This window comes from Streptomyces sp. NBC_01320, from assembly GCF_035974375.1.
Lineage (GTDB): Bacteria > Actinomycetota > Actinomycetes > Streptomycetales > Streptomycetaceae > Streptomyces > Streptomyces yanii.
The window spans coordinates 11,736,694-11,754,569 of sequence record NZ_CP108390.1 but is presented as its reverse complement, the minus strand read 5'-3'; the positions used below and the strand labels follow the sequence as shown (position 1 = coordinate 11,754,569).

Sequence of the window (17,876 nt, the reverse complement as noted above, 5' to 3'; positions counted from 1 at the left end):
CTAGGTGCGATTCGCCACAGGCGGCTGCTGGTCGTCAGGGCCATCCGTCCGCGGGGCGGATGGCGGCTGCCGCCCCTCACGCCCGTCCGCTTCGTGCGCCTGCGGGACAGGGCCCGGCTGGTGGCCCTCAGGCCCGTCAGCCGTGGCCGGGTGCGGCTGCTGGAGCATCTCGGCCACCCGCTGCGCCACATCGGCGGTCCCCTGAGGCGTCAGCCCCGCCACCCCCTCGGACGTGACCGTGACCTGTGTCCCATCCGGCCGGGTAATCGTGACGGTCTGGTTCCCGCGTCTGCTCTGCAGCCAGGCGACAACGGCCGCAGCCACGGCTGCGGTGAGCCCGCCGGGCGCCAGCAGAACGGGGACGAGCTCGGCCGCACCTCCGCTCATGCTGTCCGGGGCGGGCGCCCCGGGCGGTGCCTGGCCGACAGCGCTGCGAAGCGCTGGGTCGCGCCTCAGCCACCGGCGCAGATCCTCTGTCTCGGCGGGCCCACCGGCCTCCAAGGTGATTCTCAAATCCCCTCCGCGGTGGGGGTGTTGCATGCAGATTCGGCAAGAATAGCGACACCCGGCGAGGCCCACCAGGTGTTCCCCGGCCGTTCGACGTCGTGATCGCAACACCCTGCGGTGGCCTGCTCGCACGCCCCCGTGACGGGTGTCGTTAGGAGGATGCGGTCCCTGCCGTCATCGGGGCGGATCTCCCGCACCGGGGCGCTGACGGTCAGTCGGTGGACGACCCCACCGTGTCGTCGGGTCTGATGAGCGTGACGGTGATCGGCTTGGGGACAATCGGACTGTTCTTCATCCCGGACGCTTTCTCATGGCAGCTGCTGGAGGTCAGGCGGCAAGACGATGGTTCCCACGCGAAGAAAGGGGGCGCCGACACCGGCCCGTCGCCGGTCGACCGACGGAAGACGGGCAGTAAACACCACCTGATCTGCGACGGGCGCGGCACCCCGCTGAAGGTCATCACGACTGCGGCGAACGTCAACGACGTCACTCAGACCCTCGCCCTGGTCGACGGAATCCCGTCCATCGCGGGCCGCATCGGCCGGCCCCGCCGCAGACCTGTCGCCCTGCTCGGCGGCAAGGGCACGGCGGGCCCCGGAGCGCACCAGGAACCGCGCCCCGCTCTGATGGACGGCATCAAGGAACTCGTTGCCGACACCCTCACCCCGCTCACCCTCGAGGTCGCACTGCGGGTGAGCGACGAGCTCGCCGGCCGCGTCGAGGAAGCCGACCAGCTCCGCGCCGCCTGCGTCGAACGCGCCCGTTACCGCGCCGACCTCGCCAGGCGCCGCTACCTGGCTGTCGATCCCGCCAACCGGCTGGTCGCCGACACGCTGGAGGCCGACTGGAACGCTTCCCTGCGTGAACTCGCCGAAGCCACCAAGGAGTACGAGCGCGCGAAGAACACCGCGATCGGCCCACTCTCGCCCCAGACCCGTGCCAGGATCACCGCGCTGGCCGCCGACTTTCCCCGGCTCTGGAACGACCCGGCCACCCCGATGCGGGAACGCAAGCGCATGATCCGGCTCCTGGTCACCGACGTCACCCTCACCAAGACCGACCACATCAGTGTCGGTGTCGTCCTGCACGGCGGCCAGAGCCACCGGCTCACCCTGCCCCGGCCACTGACCGGCTGGGAACTGCGGCAGACCGACCCCGCCGTCATCGCCGCACTCGACGAACTCCTCGAAGAACACACCGACGGCCAGAGCGCGGCGATCCTCAACGAACGCGGCCTGCCCAGCGGCATGAACCGCCCGTTCACCCGCGGCATGATCGTCCACCTGCGCAATGCCTACAAACTACGCAGCCACCGCCAACGCCTCCTCGATGCCGGCATGCTGACCGTCTCCGAACTCGCCCGCCACCTCGGAATCCACTTCCAGACCGTCAAGCACTGGCGACGGGACGGCATCATCACCGGCGTCCTGGCCAACGACAAAGGCGAGTACGTCTACCCGCTGCCCGGCCCCGAACTCGTTCGGCCCGTCATCGGCCGACCACGCCGCAGCGTCCTCGACCCCGAATACTCCGCAACGACCCGATGAGGTGCAGTGTGATGACAGAGGTTTCAGGTGCGGGGTGTAGGCCGGGAGGTCCTCAACCGTGACGTCGAGAGCGTTGAACGCGGCAGTCACCGTCCTCGACAAGAAGTCCTTGCCCCGATCCACCCGCACCCGCTCCGGCAGCCCGCCCTGCGGCCCGAACGGCCTCTCGCGCACCACCGCCGCGCGCAGCGCGGTCAGCACCGACTCCCGGGACGGGGACCCGGGCGTGACCGCAACACCCATGATCGCGTTCGTCGCGCAGTCCACGAACCAGGTGATCCACGGCCGCAGGGCGGTGCCCTCGACATCGACCAGGACCGGGGCCTGAACGTGATCAGCCTCCCACACCTGGTTCCGCCGCCCCCGCGGCCGGGACAGAAACACATCGTGCCTGCGGGCCTCACGCTCCCCACCCGCGAGCCCTGCCCGCTCCCCCAGCGACAGATCCCGACGAATCGCGCGGTGCAGCGTCGGAATCGACGGCGGAGGTTCACCCTCGCCCCTGGCCGCGCGAGCGGTCAGCTCACGGTGGACAGCGGCAACGTTGCCCCTCCACAGCCCGAGCAGAGCCCGGACCTCCGGGGTGACCGTGAACCGCCCGTAGTACCGGGTCCGCTCCCCCGGCGCCGCGGCCGCAGACTCATCCTGCTCGGCGGCGGCCAGCCACCGCCACACCGCACGCTCCCGCACACCCAACGCATCCGCCGCCGATCTGACATGCCGGGTGGTGAGATTCCCCTCCCGACGCAGAGCCAGCAAACGCCGCACCGCCGGCCCCCGCAACGCCCGAACCGACACCACCGGCAACGCCGAGCCCGACCCCTCCGAGGCTGGTGGCTGTACTTCCTGATCCACCCCACGATCACACCAACCCCCCGGCCGGCCATGGATCAGAACTCACGAAACTGAGACAGCATCACCCCACCTGCGATAAACGCCCAGGACAGCAATCCCACACCGATCTCTCACATCCACGACAGTGACCCCATACCCCGAAACAGCCACCGCCCAGCACCAACACACCAAAGCCCACTGTCTCTCACACCACTGCCACGAAACCAAGAGATCGCACCATCGGCCCGGAGCCGGAAGACGGTGAGGAAGAGTCACGGCTGCTGCTCCGGTTCGCCGCCCCCAGAGACCCCGTCATGATCGCGAAGTGGATCAAGTTCCAGATCCTCGACACCGAACGCCAGGACTGGACCCGCGGCTACGACACCGCCCGCCGCTACTTCGACCGCGAGGGCTCGCTGGACGTGCCCTACGAACACCAGGAAGGCGCCTACCCACTGGGCAGGTGCCTGTCCGACCAACGGCGCGCCTACCGGGCCGGCACCATGCCCAGCACCCGGACCGACGAGCTCGAAGAACTCGGCATGATCTGGGACACCGCCGACACGGCATTCGCCGAAAACCTCGCCGCGGCCCGCGCGTACTACGCAGAGGCCGGCACGCTGGCCGCGCCCCGCCACGCCACCGCCCTCGACAAACCCGTCGGACAATGGCTCACCAACCTCCGACGACCCGACGGACTCGGCAAAAACCCCGAACGCGCAGCACGGCGCGCCGAGCAACTCACCGCCATCGACCCGGACTGGAATCCGGGACAGCTCGGGTGGACTGTTGACTGGCAACGCCACTACACCGGCCTCACCGCCCTCCTCGCGAGCGGTGCCGGCCTCAAGGAGATCGTGCCCGGCGTCACCCACCACGGAGACGACATCGGACGCTGGCTGATCCGGCAGCGACGGGACTGGACACGCCTCAACGAGGAGCAGCGGCGGCGGCTGGGCGAGGCGGGCGTGAAACCGGCTGCACGACCCCAGAAGACCGCAGCACGGGTCACTGAGAAGGCTGGCGCAGCGAAGGGCTCCGACGCCTTCACACGAGGCGTCACAGCCCTCCAGCAGTACATCGAGAGAGAGGGCACGATGCCCGGCCGGGGCCACGTCGAAGAACTCCCCGACGGCACGGAGCACCGCACCGGCGTCTGGATCGGCAACCAAAAAGCCCGCCGCGACAAGCTCGACGCCGAGCAATTCCGCACACTCGCCGGATTGGGAGTGGAATGGGCTGCCTGACGGAACCTTCCTTGTCCCCATCCGCCCCAAATGAGCTTATGAGTTGTTCGGGATTCCCGCGGGCATTCTGTCCCGCGACGACCGGCTGGGACTCAGCCGCGAACACGTCTACTACCGTCCCCCGCGCTCCCGGGGCGAGACGGCGCCCGCCCGCATCCTCTGGTACGCCAGCACCGACAAGACGCACAGCCTGTCCGCCGTGATCGGCTGCTCCCGGCTGGATCAGTGCGTGAGCGACAGCGGCCATCAGCTGTACCGGCAGTTCAAACACCTCGGCGTATACCGGCGCAGCGACATCATGGAATCCTGCGACGCGCACGGGCAGGCAATGGCACTGCGGTTCTCCGACACCAGCCTCTTCCCATATGCCGTTACCTACAAGCGACTTGTGCAGCTCGGCGCTCGTTACGGACAGCGCATCAACGTACAGTCGGTCCTCAAGATCTCGCCCGACCTGTTCCACTCCCTGTACGAGGAAGGCCACCAGCCGCGGCGAACGCACCCCAACGAGCCCTGCTGCTCTCGCTCCACCCGCGGTTCGCCACGGCCATCCTCAACGGTGAGAAGACAGTCGAACTGCGGCGGCAGCGTGTCGCCGTCCCGCCCGGAACCCCCGTGATCATCTACGCCACCTCCCCCGTCATGGCCCTGACGGGAACGGCCCGCCTCACCGGCGTGGATACCGCCACACCCGCCCAGGTATGGCGCCGGCACCGCGCAGCCTGTGGCATCAGCCGCGCCGAGTACACCGCCTACGATCGGGTAGGCGGGCCGGTTTGCCCGGCCCGCCCCCCACACCACCGGACATGCGGGCCCGCATCCGGCGGTTCGTCCAGCTGATCTCAGGCGAGCTTCAGGCGGGACCACGAGCCCTTGAACGACTTGTAGCCCTGCGCATCCCAATAGGCTTTATTCATAGCGATTTCCAGTGGTTTCAGGTGGGAGGCCCGCCAGTATCGCTTGCGTTGCACTGCAACGCCTTGCTCCTGGTCTCCAAATTCGTAACCGAGCTTCTGGAGCATGGAGTTCTTGCGCTGACTGGTCTTCCACTGCACCCACTGGGCCTGCCGTAGCCTGCGGCGGGTCCAGTGATCAATCTCCTCGAAAACCCGAAGGCTGTCGGAGAGACTGAAGTAGGCCACCCAGCCGACCGAGAAACGGTTGAGTTTGTCCATCCTGTGGGCCATCGATACGCCCCACGTCCGGGAGGTGACTCGCCGAACGGTGGACTTTAGCCGTCTCACGGCCTTCCGGTCCACCCGGATCTTCACCTGCCCTTTGGCGAGGTAGTACCCGAATCCCAGGAGTGACGTCCACCAGATGGGGCACGCCTTCGACTTCTCACGATTCACCCTCAGTTTCAAGGTCTTCTCAATGAAGGCCGTGACCGAGGCGAGGGTCCGCTGCGCCGCTCGCTCGGACCGGACGAAAATCATCACATCGTCCGCGTACCTCACGAACCGGTGTCCGCGTTTGAAGAGTTCGCGGTCAAGGTCGTCCAGCATGATGTTCGACAGCAACGGGGACAAGGGGAACCCTGCGGGGTCCCTTCCTCGTTCCTCACCATCACGCCGTCGCTCATAATCCCGGCTTCCAGGTACCGCCGAATCAACTTCAGGACCTTTCTGTCCCTCACCCGGCGAGCCACCCGCGCCATAAGCGCATCGTGATTCACTCGGTCGAAGAACTTGTCGAGGTCCAGGTCCACGGCCCAACGGTTTCTGTCCTGGACGGCCCGGCGACCAACCCTTACGGCTTGGTGGGCCGAACGCCCTGGTCGGAACCCGAACGACGCCCCAGAGAAGTGGGGATCGAAGACGGGCACGAGGGCCTGCGCAATTGCCTGCTGGATCAAGCGATCCAGCACCCGTGGGACACCTAGCATCCGCTCCCCACCATTCGGCTTAGGGATGGTCACCCGACGGACAGGAGCGGGCTTATATGTCCCCGCATCGAGCTCAGCCCATACCTTGGGCCAGTTCTGGGCGATCCATGGCCGGAGTTCATCCGTCGTCATCCCATCAACGCCGGGGGCACCCCGGTTTGCTTCGACGCGCCTGAGCGCCGCGAGAAGGTTCTCCTTCGAGAACACCGTCTCCCAGAGGGAGACCTCGCGGTGATTGTTGTCCGCGTGTAGCGCCGGCTGGTCACTGCGCCCCTTGGGCTGGGCGGTCGTATGCACCGACCCCGTCACCCCAGGGTCTGCCGGGGCAGATTTACGGCGGTCATCGTGACCTGCGCGAGCAGACACCCTTCTTCCAATCCGCTAAACGTTCGGCCCTTCCCGAGTCCTTGTCGGCCTACTGCCTTCCCGTCTCGGTACTATGACCTCTGCTGACTTCTGTCCGGCAAACCAGTGCCATTGCTGGCATCGGTCGTCACAATCGCGGCCGACACACCGTTACAGGTGACACCCGGGCAGACCTCCCCGAATAAGAACAGCAACTTTCCCCGGATCGCCGCCGCATATACTCTGCGTCTTTCTTGGTGAGAACGGGCTTCGATGCAGTCAGCCACCTTGCCCAAGACGCCTAGCCTCAAATGCGGTTCTTGTACATCGGTACCCGGTTTTGCCTCCGGCTTCCTTCGGACCCCACCTCGCGATGACGCCCTTGCCGTTCGGCTAGCGAGTTAGTCTCACCTCTTCTCATCGGGACTTTCACCCTTTAGCTGCTGCCCATGTCGGGCGTACTGACTCCTCCACCCCGTGAACGGGGTGGCTTCTCGCTATGCCGGTTGGGCTTCGCGACGGACCAGCCCGGCCCGTAGGACGTTGAGTGCTCCGACTGTGTCCGCGTGCGCGGTGTGGCCGCAGGCGACGCAGTGGAACTTCTCCTGGGTGGGCCGGTTCTCCTTGGCGGTGTGCCCGCATTCGGGGCATCGCCGGGAGGTGTTGCGGGGGTCCACGGCGATCACTTCCCGCCCGGCGCTCTCAGCCTTGGCATTCAGGATCGCGAGGAACACCCCCCATCCGGCATCCGATATCGAGCGGTTCAGTCCGGCCTTGGCCGCTGCCCCGTTGGGCAGGAAGCTGCCCGGCTGGTCGGGGTCGGGCTTCGGTTCGGGGGCCTTGCTCATGTTGCGGATCTTGAGGTCTTCGTGCGCGATGAGGTCGTGTTCCCGCACGAGGCCGAGGGCGGTCTTGTGGGCGTGGTCGAGGCGCTGGCACCGCACCTTGCGGTGCAGACGTGCCACAGCCTCTACCGCCTTGCGGCGGCGCTTGCTTCCGCGCTTGCACCTGCTCAGTGCCTGCTGAGCTGCTTCGAGCTTCGCTGCGGCCTTTCGCCCGTGACGCGGGTTGGGCACGAACTCGCCGTTCGAGCCGGCGAGGAAGTTGGCAATGCCCAGGTCGATGCCGACCACGCTGCCGGTCGCGGGCAGCGGCTCGGGCCGGGGCCGCTCAGCGGTCAGGACCACATACCAGCGCTTGCCCTCACGCTTGACCGAGACCGTCTTGACATGGCCGACCACCGGCCGATGCCGGTGCACCTTGACGTGCCCGACGCCCTGAAAGCGGACGCGGGTGACCGGGTCATGCGCGGTGGCATCCCACCGGCAGCCGTCACCGTCCTTGGGGAAGTCCACCGTGTCGAAGCGGCCGATCCCCCTAAAGCGCGGACAGCCCGGCTTGTCCCCGGCCTTGATGCGCCGGAAGAACGCGGCGAACGCCTTGTCCAGCCGGCGCAGGGTGGCCTGCTGCGAGGAGAACGACCAGCGGCCCTGACGCTCCGGGTCGCATGCCCGGATCTCCTTGAGCTGCACGGACTGCTGCCCGTATCGGACCGTCGTCTTCGAGGCGTGCCGGTAGGCGTCGCGGCGTTCCTGCAATGCCCCGTTATAGAGGGAACCGTGATCGCGGAGCATCTCACCGAGCGCTTGTTCCTGCCGGGCGGTGGGCCGCAGGAGGAACTTGTATGCACGGATCATCCAGCCCGCCTCCTCCGCGTCGATTCCATCGACCGCACTAGACTTGGTGCATGTCACCACGCTGGGAACCCAACCCCGATGTGCGGCGCGGCCGTCACGTAGTTTACAACCTTCACGCACATTTGGTGTTCGTCACCAAATATCGGTGCAACGTCTTCAATGACGAGATGCTGACGCGCTGCGAGGAGATCATGCGGAACGTCTGTACCGACTTCGGGACCGACCTGATCGAGTTCAACGGCGAAGAAGGCCACGTGCACCTGCTCGTGCACTACCCCCCGAAAGTCGCCCTCTCCAGCCTGGTCAACAGCCTCAAGGGCGTCAGCTCACGCTACCTGCGCGCCGAGTTCCCCGACCGCATCAACCGCGCAACCATGCACGGCCGCTTCTGGTCCGGCTCCTACTTCGCCGGATCATGCGGCGGCGCACCACTCCAGATGGTGAAGGACTACATCGAGAACCAGAAGCGGCCCGACTGAGCGCGGCTCCGCGGGCGAGGCACTCCGGAGCGAAACTGCGGCGCTCCGCGCCGCAGGGTTCAGGATCGGATTCCCTCCCCGCCTGAAGACGGGGATTCCCTCCGAAGAAGACGGATGGACGGCGCCGTCCAGGCCTCCGCCCTCCTCCTAGACACCGTTCCTAAACAGTGTCCAGGAGTGAGCCTTGTACCCACGTCCCGGAACTGCGCGCATCCCGAACGGTTTTGGATGCGCTGGTCCCCCGCGTTCTCGTTGTCCCTGTCCGGTGACGCGCATCGTGTGCACGCTCCGCGACGGGGCGGCGGGTTTCCTCACGCCCTCGGTCACCATGATCGGCCTGGAGGGTCCGATGCCCAGCACCATCACTCTGGTGATGCTGGGGCGGTGCCGTCCGTCGCCGGATCGGGTGCCCGAGGGCGCGTCTGCCAATGGCCACCGAGGCGGCGTCATGGCGAGTCATGCTGATCAGGGGCTTGCGCCAGTGCTGGTCGCCCCACATCGAGGTGTATGCCGGGTCGACGGCGACGATCGCGATGCCGTGTTCGGCGGCCATGGAGACGATGCGGGCCTTGAGCTTGCCGGTAGGCATACCGCAGATGAGTTGCCGGAACCGCTTCTTGCGGCCGTGCTTCTCGCGGGTCTTCTCGGCGGCGAAGTCCAGGTTTTCGATGCCGATCGCCTGCGCGCCGGTCTGCTTGGTCCAGTGCAGGAGGCGGGTGAGAGCGTGCCGGATCTGGGCGTCGCGGTGGTCGGCGGTGCCGGACAGGTCGTAGTGGAAGCGGCGCGGGTCGCCGACCGGGTTGCCGTGCCGGTCGAGCCGGTAGGCGGCGAAGTGGTCGGCGTTCGTGTCGACGCCGACCATGCCCTTGGCGCGGGCGGTGGCCGGCGGCATCGTCTGCACGGCGGGCCTGGTCCACGAAGCGGTGAGATACCAGCGGCCCCGCTCAACGTGGTAGTGGATGCGGTAGGCGACGGCACGGTTGGCCTCGGTGCGGTCGCGCCACTCGTCCCCACGGTGCGCGAACGCGACCTTGGAGGCAAGAACGTACCGGCCATGCTTACTGTTGGCCAGGTGGGCGAGCGGGGCGGGCATCTTGATCGACACTTCGCCGTCAGGAGTGACGCGGATCGTCTCGTTCCCGAAGCGTTTTCCGGACTCGCCGTCCGCGGCGAGGAACCAGCGCTCAGCCTCCCAACGCTGACGCCACTCGCGCTCGGTGAGCTGCGCGGCCTGAAGGTTGTGCCGGTTCTTGAGCAGCCGCCGGCCGCCGCGAACGACACGGACATGTCCGGTCTTCCAGTCGTCGCGGGCCACGTCGAGGCGGTGTTCCAGGGTGGCCAGGCGGCGGGACTTGTGGAACCACTCGCCCTTGGACCGGTACCCGCCCGGCCCCCGCTTGCTGCCTTTCTCCCCGATCGGGAGGGACAGGCGGTGTCGCAGCGTGCGGATACCGGCCTCAAGGTTCTGGACATGGGCGAGCAGGCAGCGTCGGGCCAGGCCGTACTGGTCATGCGTGGCCTTCGTGATCGCACCCGCGATACGCGACGACGACTGCTCGGTCAGGTCACGCTTGCGGGACGCCCACGCGTCGTTGTCGTGCTTGTGCCCGGCTTCGCAACGGGCCTTGAGATCGAGACAGGCCAGGCGGCCCTGGTGCTCGCCGACCAGACGCAACACCTTCTCGTCCTTTGGCGCGAGGTGCTTGAGGCGGTCGCGTAACGCCACACCGGACGGGCCGACAGCAACGAACGGCAAGTCGATGGTGCGGAGCTGCTTCTTGTCAGCCATCGGCAGCCGCCGCTTCCAGTGCCTTCCTGGCACGGTTCTTCGCACTGCGGCGGCCGTACAGGCGAGCACAGAACGAGGTCAGAACCTCCACCATGTCGCGCACCAGGTCGTCTTCGACCTCGCCGTCATCCAGCACAACGAGTCGACGGCCGGTTGCAGCCAGAGCGGCCTCAACGAGTTCGACGTTCATACGGCCCAACCGGTCTTTGCGCTCCACCACTACCGTGGTCACCGCCGGGTCGGCCAGCAGGCGACGGGCCTTGGCGCGGGCGCCGTTCATGCCCGAAGCGATCTCGGATTCGACGCGCACGACCTTATGCCCGGCCTTCGCGGCCCATGCCGACAAGCGTGCGGTCTGCCGCTCCAGATCGGCCTTCTGGTCATGGAAGGAGACACGGGCGTACAGGCCCACGCCACCGGTCACGGACGGTGAGGTGTTCGCGTCGATGTTCACCAGGATCGTGCGCGGCCCCACTCGCTCCGCAGGGACCGGCAGCGTGCCCTCACGGAACCAGCGGTACGCAGTACGCGGGGCGACCCCCTGTGCGCGTGCCCATTCCGTCAGGTTCATACACCAGATCATACGACACTCGTGACACCTGAAGGACACTCATGGACACTTAGTCGAGAGCAGTTCCTGACCCCGCCCGGCACAGATCGAGAGCGCGGTTAGGTCAGGCGAGCTCGGTAAACAGGGTGTCCTGAGGCTGGAGCTTCGGCGTGCCCAGTTCCTTCAGGTACAGGACACTGCATGGCGCTGCGACACCAGCGGTCCCTTCCTCGCGCAGCCGAGCTTTCTCAACGAATCTACGAATTGCGAAATTCGGCAATTCACTACATGCTGTGTTGGTTGTGTCGGTAGGTAGCCGTGGGCGCAGCACGAAGCGAAGCCCCGGGCCGTCGGGGTGGCGAAAGGGGTCCGCGACCGTGGCGGTTCCGCTGTATCAGGCCAAGGCCGAGTTCTTCCGGATGCTCGGGCACCCCGTCCGCATACGAGTTCTGGAGCTGTTGCAGGACGGTCCGATGCCGGTCCGTGAGTTGCTGGCGGCGATCGAGGTGGAGCCCTCGGCGCTGTCTCAGCAGCTGGCGGTGCTGCGCCGCTCGGGCATCGTCTCCTCCGTCCGTGAGGGCTCGACGGTGGTGTACGAGCTGGCGGGCGGGGACGTCGCGGAGTTGATGCGGGCGGCGCGGCGGATCCTGACGGAGATGCTGGCCGGGCAGAACGAGCTTCTCGTGGAGCTACGGGAAGCCGAGGGTTCGGCGCGGTGAGCGGGTCGCTTGCCCGGTCGTGGGACCGGGTGCGGTCTCTGCTGCCTGCCCGTGCGGACTTCGCCGTCATGGCCCGCAATCCGCGCCGTGACCTGCTCGCCGGCCTCACCGTGGCGATCGTCGCGTTGCCGCTCGCGCTCGGCTTCGGGGTCTCCTCCGGGCTGGGTGCCGAGGCCGGATTGGCCACCGCCGTCGTCGCCGGTGCGCTCGCAGCGCTGTTCGGCGGTTCCAACCTCCAGGTTTCCGGGCCGACCGGTGCGATGACGGTGGTGCTGGTGCCGATCGTTGCCCAGCACGGGCCGGGCGGGGTGCTGACGGTCGGGCTGATGGCTGGCGTGCTGCTGATCGCGCTGGCCCTGCTGAAGGCCGGCCGGTACATGCGGTACATCCCGGCGCCGGTGGTGGAGGGCTTCACCCTCGGCATCGCGTGCGTGATCGGCTTGCAGCAGGTCCCGAACGCCCTCGGGGTCGTCAAACCCGACGGCGACACGGTCCTGGTGGTGACCTGGCGGGCCGTCGAGGAGTTCGTACGCAATCCGAACTGGACCGCGGCTGCCCTGGCCCTCGCTGTGGCGGCCGTGATGCTGCTCGGTGCCCGGTGGCGGCCAACGATCCCGTTCTCGATCGTCGGGGTCGTCGCTGCGACGTTGGCCGCTCAGCTCTTCCACCTGGACGCGGCGGCTCCGATCGGCGACCTGCCGTCCGGTCTGCCCGCGCCGTCGCTGGCCTTCCTCGATCTGTCCGCACTTGGCTCGCTGCTTGCCCCGGCCGTAGCGGTCGCCGCGCTCGCAGCGTTGGAGTCGCTGCTGTCGGCCACGGTCGCGGACGGCATGACGGTGGGCCAGAAGCACGACCCGGACAAGGAACTGTTCGGACAGGGCATCGCGAACCTGGCCGCTCCTCTGTTCGGCGGCGTCCCCGCCACCGCGGCGATCGCCCGTACCGCCGTCAACGTCCGCACCGGCGCGGCATCCCGCCTCGCCGCCCTCACCCACGCCGCCGTCCTCGCGGTCATCGTCTTCGCCGCCGCCCCGCTCGTCTCCAAGATCCCCCTCGCAGCTCTCGCCGGGGTGCTGCTGGCCACCGCGATCCGCATGGTCGAGGTCGGCGCACTGCGGGCGATGGTCCGGGCGACCCGCTCGGACGCGATCGTGCTGGTGCTGACCGCCGTGGCCACGCTTGCCCTGGACCTCGTCTACGCGGTCATCATCGGCCTGGTCGTCGCGGGTGCCCTGGCGCTGAGGGCGGTTGCCAACCAGGCCCGAATGGACCAGGTCGACTTCACGGCTGATCTGCAGGGCGAGCACAGCCAGGAGGAACACGCGCTGCTGGCAGAGCACATCGTCGCCTACCGCATCGACGGGCCGATGTTCTTCGCCGGTGCCCACCGCTTCCTCCTGGAGCTCTCCGAGGTCGCCGACGTCCGCGTCGTGATCCTTCGGATGTCGCGGATCACGACGATGGATGCCACCGGGGCCCTGGTGCTCAAGGACGCCGTCGAGAAGCTGAACCGGCGCGGCATCGCCGTACTGACCTCCGGGATACGCCCCGGCCAGCGACGCGCCCTCGAATCGGTCGGCGCGCTGGACCTGCTGCGCCGGGAGGGCCGTGAGTACGCCACCACACCGGAGGCGATCGCCGGGGCCCGCGCCCACCTGCACCAGGCCGGGCTCCTGCCCGCCGCACCCGTCACCGCACCTGTCTCCGCACTCGTCACCGAAGAGGCTCCCTGATGACCACGCCCGTCTCCGGTCGCATGATCGAGCTGCCAGGTACCGAGGCGCTGTGGTTGCTCGAAAGCGCGGCCCAGGGACAGCTGGTGTACGTCCGGGGCGAGGTTCCCGTGCTCCGCCCGGCCTTCCACGTACTTGAGTACGGGCGCCTGATCGTCCGCACGCCCGCTCAGGCCGCGGCCCTGGCCTCCCGTTCGTCGCTCACCTATCACGCGCACGAAATCAAGGTGGCAGGCGGCATCGGCTGGACGGTGACCGTGACCGGCCCTGCCGAGGTCATCACCGATCCGGACGAGGCAGGCCACTACCGCCGCACCCTGCACGGCTGGACGGACGGGCCGCACGACACCCTCGTGCGCATCCGCCCGCAGACCGTCGCAGGTTTCCGCCTGGCCCACGCCGAGGCCGCCCGGTGAGTGGCCGGCTCGAAACGCTTCCGTGGCGGCACGTACTGACCCTGCCCACGATGGGCTCCGCGGTGCGGATCGCGCGTGAGACCACCGAACAGGTCCTGACCGAGTGGGGCGTCAGCAGGCGTCACCCCACGGTCGATCCCGCGCTGCTGATCCTGTCCGAGCTAGTCACCAACAGCGTCCAGCACGCCGCCGTGCTGTCCCCGAACCTCACCGTGATCTACGCGGCCGGTCCGGACACGTTCGCGTTCGCCGTGCACGACCGGCACCCCTATCAACCCCTGCTCTTCTCGGCGAGCACCAGGGCGACCAGCGGCGGGCTGGACACCGTCATGGAGCTCACCCTCGGCCTGGGCGGCACCGCCGTCATCAGGGGCGACGCGGACGGCAAGGGCAAAAGCATCTGGATCACCCTCCCCCTGTGAAAGATCCCCGCAGGAAAGATTCCCGCACGAAAGACCGAGGCAGCAGCGGATGACCATTGAGTGGCGCTACACCACCCACCCCGACCTGGGCGTTCTCTCCCTGGCCGGATACCTGGGCCCCGAAGCCGTCGCCCGGTTCACCGGTGCGGTCGGCTGGGTGCTGGCCCGTGGCACCGGTCCTGTCATCCTGGACCTGACCGAACTGCGCGGCTGGTCAACCGGCGGGCAGGTGGCAGTCGCCCAGGCCGCCCGACAGCTCGCCGACGCGGGCCGGAGCCTGGAGCTGGCAGCGATCCCCGCGGACGGTTCCCTTGTCCCCGACCCCGCGCAGCCACCGATCCCCGTACACGCAGACCTGCACGCTGCCCTCACAGCTCACCAGACGGTGACTGGGGAGCAGCGGCAGTGGCGCAGCGATGCGCGGCCCGGGCGCAGTTCGGCACCCCAGGGGCCTGATGTAAGAGATGTACAGGAACGATCAAGCAAGGAATCACCATGAGCGATGTGACCGAGACGCTGCCGCCGTGCCCCCAGTGCTCCAGCGTGTACACCTACGAGATGGGCGCGCTCCTGGTCTGCCCCGAATGCGGCCATGAGTGGTCGCCCGCGTCCGCCGAACCGGCCGGCGGCACCGAGGACGACGGGATGATCAGGGACGCAGTCGGCAACGTACTCGCCGACGGCGACACGGTGACGGTGACCAAGACCTTGAAGGTCAAGGGCAGCCCGAGCGGAATCAAGGCCGGCACCAAGGTACGCAATATCCGCCTGGTGGACGGTGTGGACGGCCACGACATCGACTGCAAGATCGACGGGTTCGGCCCCATGCAGCTCAAGTCCAGCGTGGTCAAGAAAGCCTGACCGGGCGCCTCGGCACGCGGCGGCGGACAAGCGATGCGCCGCCGCGCTGCTCCGTGCGATCCGGGCAGCCCGGAACCGGGCACCGAACCTCCCATTCGCGCCTTTCGGCATTGCTAATCTTGACAATTCCCGAGGTCACGACCGTGGCGTGAGGGCGCGATGATGTCCCCATGGCGAAGACTTCTGAGGTGGATGCGATGCACGGTACTCGCACGACAGCGCCCATCCGGCGGCCCGGCCGTCCGGCGGCCCGGCGTGCAGCGGGGACCCGTCGGTGAGCGCGCCGCTGTACCAGCTGAAAGCGGAATTCTTCAAAACCCTTGGACACCCGGTGCGCATCCGCGTGCTGGAACTCCTCAGTCAGCGCGAGCACGCGGTCTCCGAGATGCTGTCCGAGATCGGTGTAGAGGCGGCCCACCTCTCTCAGCAGCTGGCCGTCCTGCGCCGGGCCAACCTGATCGTCTCCCGCCGTGAGGGCTCCGCCGTCTATTACTCGCTGACCAACCCGCAGGTGGCGGAGCTGTTGCGGGTGGCGCGAACCATCCTGTCCGGCGTGCTGACGGGCCAGGCCGAACTGCTGGCGGACCTCAAGGCCGCCGAACCTGACACCGTGCCCCAGCGGCGCAGGTCAGCGCCTCAGTGAACGGCGGCCGGAATCTTCTTCCGCGCTCTGGGCGGCGGGGAGACGGCCGCTCCCTGCTGCGCCCAGTCAGTTACAGGAGCCAGTCGTCCCACCAGGCGTGGTGGAGCGTACAGGGCAGAGCCATGGCCTTCAGACCGGTGAAGAGAAGGGCCGACTCCAGAGGCCAGACCAGTCCCGCCGTCTGGCGCTCACGGTCCAGGCTCTGCTCGTAGCCGCTCAGGATGCGCTCGAGTCCTCGCACCTCACCACGGTGATCATCGGCGGCAGTATGTCCTTTTGATCAACTCCAGTGTCGCAGCGCTCACTTGTCGGCGTGCTGGTCCACATAGAACAGCAGCCAGATGAATCCCGCGAACAGGTGTGTGCCGAAGATATAGAAGAACGCCCGCAGGACGACGCCCTTCTCTTTCCACGACTCGATGTCCCGCCCGCCCTCCTGCCGGGCGGCCTGATCCTTGCTGTCGTTGCTCACGGTGTGCCTTCCCTCCCCGCCCGGCGGGGACTGATCCGGTGTCCTGAGCGGCGCGGGCCTTCTTCACCCAGCCCCGCAGAGACTCCGAACTGATCCCGAGCTCCGGGCGACCTCGGTCACTGTCCGTCCCGACGAACGGACGAGCTCGATCGCGTCCCGCTTATACTCGTCCGAGTACCGATTCGTGTACTTGCTTCCCACCTGGCACTGCTTCCTCTGGGCTCTCGCGTCCCGGTCTCCAGGTGTCCACGATCAAGGGGAAGCTTCAGTGGGGGTGTGACCCAGATGTTCGTCAAAGAGCCCCTGGGGGTGAGACCCAGGCCAGGCAGACGTCGGCCGAATTCGGCGCACACCTCCCGGTAGCGGTGTCGGACGAGGAGACCCCGGCCGACCGGATCAGGAAGTCGCCCTGTCGGCGATGGTGCTCACGGTGGCTGGCTGTTGCGCTACGGCAGGTAGTGAGTGGCCTCTGTTCCCAGGACGTTCAGCAAGGCCAGGGCCTCGGCGCTGGGGGATCCCGGCGGCGCGCTGTAGAGCACGAGGCACTGATCGCGGTCCGTGAGGGTGAGCACGTCGCAGTTGACAGTGATCTCCCCGACGGCCGGGTGGCGGAAGGTCTTGGTGAGCATCGGCGCGGCCTGCACGTCGTGGCGTTCCCAGAGCCGGGCGAAGTCGGGGCTGGCGTCGCGGAGTTCGTCGACGAGGCCGCTCACTGCGGGATCCGCCGGGTAGCGGGCGAGGGTGGCGCGGAGCTGCATCACGACGCTCAGCCGGAACTCGGCGGCGTCGGAGACCCCGTACAGCGCCGCACCGGCGCCCTGCGGCCCGAGGAAGGCCCGGCGTGCGAGATTGCGGTGCTTCGGGTCGAGCGGGGCGAAGTCCTCCATGAGCGCGGCCGCGAGGTCGTTCCACGCGAGGACCTCGAACGCGGCGGACATCACGAAGCCGGCCGTCTGCGGCAGCCGCTCGAGCAGGCCGAGGATGCTGGGGCGGACGTCGCGCCGGTGCAGCCGGGCTCCACGGCCGACGAGCATACTGACCTGCGTCAGCACCTCGTTGACTTGGCCCGTCGGATGACTGCCACTGCGCCGCTTCCGTCGGCTCGTGCCGGGCTGAGCACCATGCCTGGCGAACTGGAGCGCTGAGCCGGGCTCACTCGTCGTTGCCGTCGTCATCGAGAGCTCACCGCCGGCGCGCTCGACGCTCTTGCCGAACACGCGGATGGGCACAAAGCGGATATGCCGAGCTGAACGTCGCTGAGGGACTCAGAGGGCGTGTCCGTGGTGGTCGATGGCTACGGGGAGAGTACCGAGCCGTTCGGTGAGGTCGGCTGCGTGTCCGGCGGGGAGCGCTGTGGCAAGTTTGTGGAGGCGGGTGCGGGTTGTGGAGCGGAGCCGGGCAGCGGGGACGTGGTCCAAAACGTGAAGGGCGCGTTGGACGGCGTACTGGGGCTGGCCGAGAGCTTCGCTCTGTGCGAGGACGAGGGTGGCAGCCGCCCAGCCGCCGTACCGTTCGGGCACGCTGCTGCGGACGCTTCGGCACGGGTACGGGCCTGTTGATGACGTCCGAGAACGAGATCGGCTTCTGCCTGGTGGAGAGCGAGCTCCGGTTCATCGAACCCGAACCTTCCCGGCGCGGTACCGACAGGATCGGCTTCGAGCTCGCCCAGCGCGGCCACCAGCGCCCGGTCAGCATCGTCGGGCCGTTGTAGACGTGCGAGAGCCGGCGAC

The 17,876-nt window shown here is 67.9% G+C and carries 23 protein-coding genes and 2 pseudogenes; 14 read left to right on the top strand and 11 right to left on the bottom strand.

The window, feature by feature from the left end:
- Nucleotides 1-540 (bottom strand): effector-associated constant component EACC1, encoded by a 540-nt coding sequence (locus OG395_RS54455; protein ID WP_327241171.1) that lies wholly within the window; start codon nt 538-540, stop codon nt 1-3.
- A 308-nt stretch (nt 541-848) separates the two neighbouring features.
- Here OG395_RS54455 and OG395_RS54450 point away from each other — a divergent pair.
- The 5 genes and pseudogenes from OG395_RS54450 to OG395_RS54430 form a co-directional block, all read left to right on the top strand.
- Nucleotides 849-1,091, top strand: a pseudogene (locus tag OG395_RS54450) (transposase); the annotation flags it as partial.
- A 1,021-nt stretch (nt 1,092-2,112) separates the two neighbouring features.
- Nucleotides 2,113-2,382 carry a hypothetical protein gene (locus tag OG395_RS54445; protein ID WP_327241172.1) on the top strand — a complete coding sequence of 90 codons (270 nt, stop codon included), beginning with the start codon at nt 2,113-2,115 and terminating at the stop codon, nt 2,380-2,382.
- 820 nt (nt 2,383-3,202) lie between these two features.
- Nucleotides 3,203-4,135 carry a helicase associated domain-containing protein gene (locus OG395_RS54440; RefSeq protein ID WP_327241173.1) on the top strand — a complete coding sequence of 311 codons (933 nt, stop codon included), beginning with the start codon at nt 3,203-3,205 and terminating at the stop codon, nt 4,133-4,135.
- 43 nt (nt 4,136-4,178) lie between these two features.
- On the top strand, nt 4,179-4,754 hold the full coding sequence (locus tag OG395_RS54435) for a hypothetical protein (protein ID WP_327249750.1): 576 nt from the start codon (nt 4,179-4,181) through the stop codon (nt 4,752-4,754).
- Nucleotides 4,649-4,975 (top strand): ASCH domain-containing protein, encoded by a 327-nt coding sequence (locus OG395_RS54430; protein WP_327249747.1) that lies wholly within the window; start codon nt 4,649-4,651, stop codon nt 4,973-4,975. The genes OG395_RS54435 and OG395_RS54430 overlap by 106 nt, the downstream gene beginning before the upstream one ends.
- A 2-nt stretch (nt 4,976-4,977) precedes the next feature.
- On the opposite strand, the gene OG395_RS54425 is transcribed toward OG395_RS54430, so the two are convergent.
- The 3 genes and pseudogenes from OG395_RS54425 to OG395_RS54415 form a co-directional block, all read right to left on the bottom strand.
- Nucleotides 4,978-5,379 (bottom strand): group II intron maturase-specific domain-containing protein, encoded by a 402-nt coding sequence (locus OG395_RS54425; protein ID WP_327249739.1) that lies wholly within the window; start codon nt 5,377-5,379, stop codon nt 4,978-4,980.
- Between the two features lie 141 nt (nt 5,380-5,520).
- Nucleotides 5,521-6,020, bottom strand: a pseudogene (locus OG395_RS54420) (reverse transcriptase domain-containing protein); the annotation flags it as partial.
- Nucleotides 6,021-6,862: 842 nt separating this feature from the next.
- Complete coding sequence (locus OG395_RS54415; protein WP_327249208.1) at nt 6,863-8,062, bottom strand: RNA-guided endonuclease InsQ/TnpB family protein; 1,200 nt, start codon at nt 8,060-8,062, stop codon at nt 6,863-6,865.
- A 50-nt stretch (nt 8,063-8,112) separates the two neighbouring features.
- Here OG395_RS54415 and tnpA point away from each other — a divergent pair, with 50 nt between their 5' ends.
- Complete coding sequence (gene tnpA / locus OG395_RS54410) at nt 8,113-8,541, top strand: IS200/IS605 family transposase (RefSeq protein WP_327241177.1); 429 nt, start codon at nt 8,113-8,115, stop codon at nt 8,539-8,541.
- A 160-nt stretch (nt 8,542-8,701) separates the two neighbouring features.
- Here the strand turns inward: tnpA and OG395_RS54405 are convergent, their stop codons facing one another.
- A complete protein-coding gene (locus OG395_RS54405) occupies nt 8,702-10,330 on the bottom strand; it encodes a transposase (RefSeq protein WP_327241178.1) in 1,629 nt (542 codons plus the stop codon).
- Entirely contained in the window at nt 10,323-10,901 is a 579-nt protein-coding gene (locus OG395_RS54400; protein WP_327241179.1) for an IS607 family transposase, read from the bottom strand. The genes OG395_RS54405 and OG395_RS54400 overlap by 8 nt, the downstream gene beginning before the upstream one ends.
- A gap of 356 nt (nt 10,902-11,257) precedes the next feature.
- Here OG395_RS54400 and OG395_RS54395 point away from each other — a divergent pair, with 356 nt between their 5' ends.
- The 7 genes from OG395_RS54395 (at nt 11,258) to OG395_RS54365 (ending at nt 15,674) form a co-directional block, all read left to right on the top strand.
- Nucleotides 11,258-11,599 carry an ArsR/SmtB family transcription factor gene (locus OG395_RS54395; protein WP_327241180.1) on the top strand — a complete coding sequence of 114 codons (342 nt, stop codon included), beginning with the start codon at nt 11,258-11,260 and terminating at the stop codon, nt 11,597-11,599.
- 68 nt (nt 11,600-11,667) lie between these two features.
- Nucleotides 11,668-13,332 carry a SulP family inorganic anion transporter gene (locus OG395_RS54390; RefSeq protein WP_442818724.1) on the top strand — a complete coding sequence of 555 codons (1,665 nt, stop codon included), beginning with the start codon at nt 11,668-11,670 and terminating at the stop codon, nt 13,330-13,332.
- Entirely contained in the window at nt 13,332-13,748 is a 417-nt protein-coding gene (locus OG395_RS54385) for a pyridoxamine 5'-phosphate oxidase family protein (protein ID WP_327241182.1), read from the top strand. Before OG395_RS54390 ends, OG395_RS54385 begins: the two co-directional genes overlap by 1 nt.
- A 50-nt stretch (nt 13,749-13,798) precedes the next feature.
- The gene (locus OG395_RS54380; protein WP_442818490.1) at nt 13,799-14,170 is read left to right on the top strand and encodes an ATP-binding protein; all 372 of its coding nucleotides are present in this window, start codon (nt 13,799-13,801) and stop codon (nt 14,168-14,170) included.
- 49 nt (nt 14,171-14,219) lie between these two features.
- Nucleotides 14,220-14,669, top strand: a complete 450-nt coding sequence (locus OG395_RS54375) for an STAS domain-containing protein (RefSeq protein ID WP_327241184.1) — start codon at nt 14,220-14,222, stop codon at nt 14,667-14,669.
- Between the two features lie 5 nt (nt 14,670-14,674).
- Nucleotides 14,675-15,031: a zinc ribbon domain-containing protein YjdM gene (locus OG395_RS54370; RefSeq protein ID WP_327249218.1), complete on the top strand. Its 357-nt coding sequence runs from the start codon at nt 14,675-14,677 to the stop codon at nt 15,029-15,031.
- Nucleotides 15,032-15,305: 274 nt separating this feature from the next.
- Nucleotides 15,306-15,674, top strand: a complete 369-nt coding sequence (locus OG395_RS54365) for an ArsR/SmtB family transcription factor (protein WP_327241185.1) — start codon at nt 15,306-15,308, stop codon at nt 15,672-15,674.
- 70 nt (nt 15,675-15,744) lie between these two features.
- Here OG395_RS54365 and OG395_RS54360 read toward each other — a convergent pair whose 3' ends face one another.
- The 5 genes from OG395_RS54360 to OG395_RS54345 form a co-directional block, all read right to left on the bottom strand.
- Entirely contained in the window at nt 15,745-15,915 is a 171-nt protein-coding gene (locus OG395_RS54360; RefSeq protein WP_327241186.1) for a hypothetical protein, read from the bottom strand.
- Between the two features lie 60 nt (nt 15,916-15,975).
- Nucleotides 15,976-16,095, bottom strand: a complete 120-nt coding sequence (locus tag OG395_RS54355) for a DUF6126 family protein (RefSeq protein WP_442818725.1) — start codon at nt 16,093-16,095, stop codon at nt 15,976-15,978.
- 114 nt (nt 16,096-16,209) lie between these two features.
- Entirely contained in the window at nt 16,210-16,347 is a 138-nt protein-coding gene (locus OG395_RS58925; protein ID WP_442818491.1) for a transposase, read from the bottom strand.
- 245 nt (nt 16,348-16,592) lie between these two features.
- Nucleotides 16,593-17,375 carry an MmyB family transcriptional regulator gene (locus OG395_RS54350; RefSeq protein ID WP_327241188.1) on the bottom strand — a complete coding sequence of 261 codons (783 nt, stop codon included), beginning with the start codon at nt 17,373-17,375 and terminating at the stop codon, nt 16,593-16,595.
- 36 nt (nt 17,376-17,411) lie between these two features.
- Nucleotides 17,412-17,666 (bottom strand): hypothetical protein, encoded by a 255-nt coding sequence (locus OG395_RS54345; protein WP_327241189.1) that lies wholly within the window; start codon nt 17,664-17,666, stop codon nt 17,412-17,414.
- 38 nt (nt 17,667-17,704) lie between these two features.
- Here OG395_RS54345 and OG395_RS54340 point away from each other — a divergent pair, with 38 nt between their 5' ends.
- On the top strand, nt 17,705-17,857 hold the full coding sequence (locus OG395_RS54340) for a hypothetical protein (protein ID WP_327241190.1): 153 nt from the start codon (nt 17,705-17,707) through the stop codon (nt 17,855-17,857).
- Nucleotides 17,858-17,876: the final 19 nt, after the last annotated feature.